Origin of the sequence: Mycobacterium sp. (assembly GCF_040509115.1) — a bacterium.
Lineage (GTDB): Bacteria > Actinomycetota > Actinomycetes > Mycobacteriales > Mycobacteriaceae > Mycobacterium.
The window spans coordinates 1-4,495 of the sequence record NZ_JBEVLO010000202.1; the positions used below are offsets into that span (position 1 = coordinate 1).

At 65.7% G+C, this 4,495-nt stretch carries 4 protein-coding genes; 1 reads left to right on the forward strand and 3 read right to left on the reverse strand.

Going from position 1 to position 4,495, the window contains the following annotated elements:
- Window positions 1-700, reverse strand: a 700-nt coding sequence (locus ABW137_RS14220) for an ABC transporter permease (protein ID WP_526400953.1), incomplete at its 3' end; no start/stop codon positions are given.
- A complete protein-coding gene (locus tag ABW137_RS14225; RefSeq protein ID WP_526400955.1) occupies window positions 697-1,650 on the reverse strand; it encodes an efflux ABC transporter ATPase subunit, DrrA-related in 954 nt (317 codons plus the stop codon). The genes ABW137_RS14220 and ABW137_RS14225, both read right to left, overlap by 4 nt.
- 270 nt (window positions 1,651-1,920) lie before the next feature.
- On the opposite strand from ABW137_RS14225, the gene ABW137_RS14230 reads away from it, so the two are divergent.
- Window positions 1,921-2,631, forward strand: a complete 711-nt coding sequence (locus ABW137_RS14230; protein WP_526400957.1) for a glycosyltransferase family 2 protein — start codon at window positions 1,921-1,923, stop codon at window positions 2,629-2,631.
- On the opposite strand, the gene ABW137_RS14235 is transcribed toward ABW137_RS14230, so the two are convergent.
- Window positions 2,628-4,388 carry a fatty-acid--AMP ligase gene (locus tag ABW137_RS14235; protein WP_526400959.1) on the reverse strand — a complete coding sequence of 587 codons (1,761 nt, stop codon included), beginning with the start codon at window positions 4,386-4,388 and terminating at the stop codon, window positions 2,628-2,630. The two genes, ABW137_RS14230 and ABW137_RS14235, sit on opposite strands and share 4 nt — an antisense overlap.
- Window positions 4,389-4,495: the final 107 nt, after the last annotated feature.

The following is a 4,495-nucleotide window of genomic DNA, read 5'->3' on the forward strand; positions in this document are numbered from 1 at the left end:
CCGCGATCAGGCCGATGCACCACAGCAGGCTGATCGACAGATTGCCCAGTGCGACATGACCTTCGGTGAAGGCGCGCAGCGTCTCGGTCACCTGGGACACCGGTTGATAGCGAACGAAGCCCTGCACCCATCCGGGAAACGACTCGACGGGCGCCATCCCGCTGGACAGCAGGACCAGAAGCAGCTGGGGGATCAGCAGTAGCTGGCTGGAGGCGTCGCTCTGCTTGATTCGGGTGCCCATCGCGTCGGCGCCCAGTGAGAGCCCCAGCGTCAAGGCCAGGGCGAGGACCACGAAGGCCAGTGCGTACCCGATGCCTGCATTCATCCGGAAGCCGAACACGAAGCCCGCGGCCGCCGCAGCGACGACGACGATCAGGCCGCGCAGTAGGCAGTAGGTCATCCGCGCGATCAGCGGTGCGGCGGCAGGTATGGGGAGCGTCTGCAACCGAACGCCGAACCCGGTCGACTGGTCTCGATTGGCGCGGTCGGCGGTGGTCAGCGCACCCAACAGGATGGCCTGGACGATCACGGCGGGAAGCACGTACTGCGCGTAGCTCATCCCGCCGGTGTCGATCAGGTGTTGGAGCGCGAAGTTGAAGCCGACATAGGTGCCCACCGGCACCAAGATGGCCAGCAGAAGGTCGCGATCGCGAATGGTTCCGAGGATCACCCGTTCGACGAGCGCCGTCAAACCCGTCATCCGGCTGCGGAGGGGGTGACCGCGGCACCCGACGGCGAACTCAGATGCAGGAACACTTCGTCCAGGGACGGCTTGCGCAACGAGATGTCGATCAGCTCGATGCCGAGGCGGTCGACGCGGCGCAGCACCTCGGTCAAGGTCGCGGCGCCGTCGGGCGCGGGCACGGACACGGTGTTCTCCCTGGTGTCCTTCTCGACTTCACCGAGATCGGCCAGCGCCAGCGCCACCCGGGGTAGATCCTCGGCGTTCACCGGGGTGAGCTGACAGAAGCCGAACCCGACACGTCGCTTGAGATCCTCTGCCGTGCCGGAGGCAATGACGCGGCCGGAGTCGAGGATCACGACGGAGTCGCTCAGCACGTCGGCCTCTTCGAGGTATTGCGTCGTGAGCAGGACGGTCACGTCCTGCGACGCCAACGACGCGACGAGCGACCACACGTCGCGCCGGCTGCGGGGGTCGAGCCCCGTCGTGGGTTCGTCGAGGAAGAGCACCTTCGGTGGGATGACGAGGGCCGCCGCGATGTCGATCCGCCGCCGCATGCCGCCGGAGTAGTCCATCACCGGACGATTGGCGGCGTTGACGAGATCGAACTGCTCGATCAACTCGTCAGCCCTGACCCGGGCCTGCTTGCGCTTCATGCCACGCAGTCGGCTGAACAAGATCAGGTTCTCTCGTCCGGTCAACAGGGGATCGAGGGCGGCGTCCTGACCGGTGACGCCGATGCTCGCCCGCACCTCCGCGGGGTTGCGGACCACGTCGTAGCCTGCCACGATCGCCTGCCCAGAAGTGGGTCGGATCAACGTGGACAGGATCTTGATCGCCGTTGTCTTGCCTGCACCGTTGTGGCCGAGAAGGGCGCAGATCGAACCCGACGGGACGCTGAAGGTCACACCCTGCAGCGCAGGCACCGCCCCACCGAATGTCTTCGCCAGATCCCGAAGCTCGATCACGGATTGTCACGATACCGTGCAGCAAGCACCGTGACCGACCGCGAGGCCGTCCCCGTCGCGCCGCTGGCAATCGATGGGGATCTGCTTGCCGCGCCCCCCATGGCGTCGTCGGGATGTGAGCGCCATCACATCGTTGGTTGCTGTGTTGACGCATTCATCGGTTTGCGACTGGTGAGCTGGCGGCGCTTGGAAGCCTCCACGATCGCTGGAATCGCATGAACCGGCGATCGCGAATCGGCGGGAGCCGCCGTGCCCGGCTATCATCGCAAAGTGCTCGGACAGCAATACTTCTCGATCATCGTGCCCGCGCACAACGAGGAGCAGTACCTCGGCGACACCTTGGACCACGTCGCGAAGTTGGCGTATCCGACCGACTCCTACGAGGTGCTGATCGTCGAAAATGGTTCATCCGACCGGACCCTCGACGTCGCTAGGCAATACGAGCGCAACAACATTCGAGTGTTCGAGTCCGACGCCACCGGCGTGTCTGCGGCCAAGAACTTCGGCATCGACCGGGTGTCACCGAGGAGCGACTGGGTGGTCTTCCTCGACGCGGACACGGTGCTCAAGTCCGACTTCCTCAACGATCTCGAGCGCATGCTCGAACGCACGCCAAAGCGGTTGGCCGTGGGGACCGCCAGGGTCCTGCCACTGGGGGGAGGTTGGCGGGCGAGGGCGTGGTTCGCCTACTACGACTTCTCCCACCGGTTCGGCAAGGGGTCCTACGCGATTCAGATAGCCCGCCGTTCGTTGTTCCCCCGCATCAGGTTCGACGAGCGACTGACGATGGGGGAGGACCTCCTGCTGATCAGGCAGGCAATGCGGTCGGGTGCCTTCTTCTTCCTTCCGACACGCACCGTCTACACCTCCACGCGACGATTCGACGCGATCGGTTACTGGCGGCTGTTCCTCCAGTGGACCGTCGTATCGGTGCTGCCCCCTCGAATGCAGAAGTTGTTCGGCTACCAGATCGTGCGTTAGCTCCCGGCGGGCACCAAACCCGTGTCCAGCCGGGCGAATTGATCCTTGCGGTAGTACTCGGCGCACGACGAGCGGCGAATCTTGCCGCTGGTGGTGATCGGAATGGCGCCGCGCGGAACCAGCACCAGATCCGCTGCGGTGATGCCGTGCGCGGTCGAAATCGCGGACGTCACATCGCGTTTCACGGTTTCGAGGTTCTCCTGAACTTCCGCCTCGGTGTCACCCCGCTTCTTGACTTCGAGGATGGCGACCAGTTCCTCGGAGCGGTCGCTCTGCACCGATATCGCCGCGCAACGGCCCCCGGTCACCTCGGAGATCGTCGCCTCGATGTCGTCGGGGTAGTGGTTGCGGCCGCGCACGATCAGGAGATCCTTGATGCGTCCGACGACGAACAGCTCGTCGTCGTGCATGAAGCCGAGGTCGCCGGTGCGAAGCCAGGGCCCCTCCGGCGTATCCGGGGCGGGGTCGACCAGCCTGCCGTTGAAGGTGTGCTCGGTCTGTTCTGGCTTCTCCCAGTACCCCAGGCAGATGTGGTCGCCGTCGAGCCACATCTCGCCCACCGTCCCCGGCGGGCATTCGATTCGGGTCTCGGGATCCACGATTCGAACCTCGGACCGCAGCGGCGTGCCGTAGCTCACCAACGGCGTGCCCTCGTCGCGGTCGCAGGGCTGCGCCTTACCGGCCGACAGGGCGTCGAGATCGAAGTTGACGGTCACCGGGGCGTCCTCCGGCGCGCGAGTGGCCACGAACAACGTCGCCTCGGCCATCCCGAAGCACGGCTTGATGGCCTTGTTGGGCAGTCCGTACTTGCTGAACCGGTTGATGAACCGCTTGAGCGTCGATTCGTGGACGCGTTCGGCGCCACTGATCAGGCCGACGACCCGACTCAGATCGAGCCCCGCCATGTCCTCGTCGGTGGTCTTCGCCGCGGCCAGGTCGAACGCGAAGTTCGGTCCCGCGGTCAATGCGTTGGGGCTCGCGGCCAGCAGTTGGATCCACCTGGCGGGCCGGGCCAGGAACGACAACGGGGTGGTGATCACGGTCTGCCAGCCGCCGAGGATGGGGGCACACACGCCAAGGATGAGTCCCATGTCGTGATAGAAGGGCAGCCAGGACACCGCCGTCGTGCCAGGGGGCGCCACCTTCCCGTATTCGGGGAAGAAGTCACGCATGATCTGCTCGAAGTTCGCCGAGAGGTTGCGGTACGTGACCATCACGCCTGCGGGCGTCCTGGTGGAACCCGAGGTGTACTGCAGGTACGCGGTGGTGGGTCGCGCCTCGGTGCGGCGGATGGCGCGGTGCCTGCCGTCGAGGTCGAGTCGGTCCACCTCGATGAGGGTCGGCGCGGGCAGATCTCCGATGGGTTCGAGGTACGGGGCCACGACATTGGCGATCGACGACGTGGTCAGGACGACGGTCGGCGCCGCATCCTGCAGCACTGCGCCGACGCGCTCGTCGTGCGCTCCGATCATCGGCGTCGACAGGGGGACGGCGACCAGCCCCGCTTCCAGCGAGCCGAGGAACGCCACCAGGTAGTCCAGGCTTTGCGGTGCGACGATGACGGCGCGGTCGCCGGTCTTGGCGATGCCGTCGAGATGGCGGGCGAAGTTCGTCGTTCTGCGATATAGCTGGCCCCACGTCAGGCTCGACGAGACACCCTCCCAGTCCTGCTCGTAATCCACGAACGTGAACGCCGTGTCATTAGGTTGCAGGCTTGCTCGTTCGCGGAGGATCTCCGGGAGTGACGAGTCGGGCATTGCTGGCCCCTCTCAACGGCAGTGCGGGAAAACGTATGACGAGCTTAGGGAATGAGAACACGAGACGCCGGGTCCGGGTGGCGCCGCGGCCGCGCCGAAACGGGCGT

What these genes read in the sequence shown, in the direction of transcription:
- ABW137_RS14235 (WP_526400959.1), bottom strand. Translation starts at nt 4,388, where the DNA reads ATGCCCGACTCGTCACTCCCGGAGATCCTCCGCGAACGAGCAAGCCTG.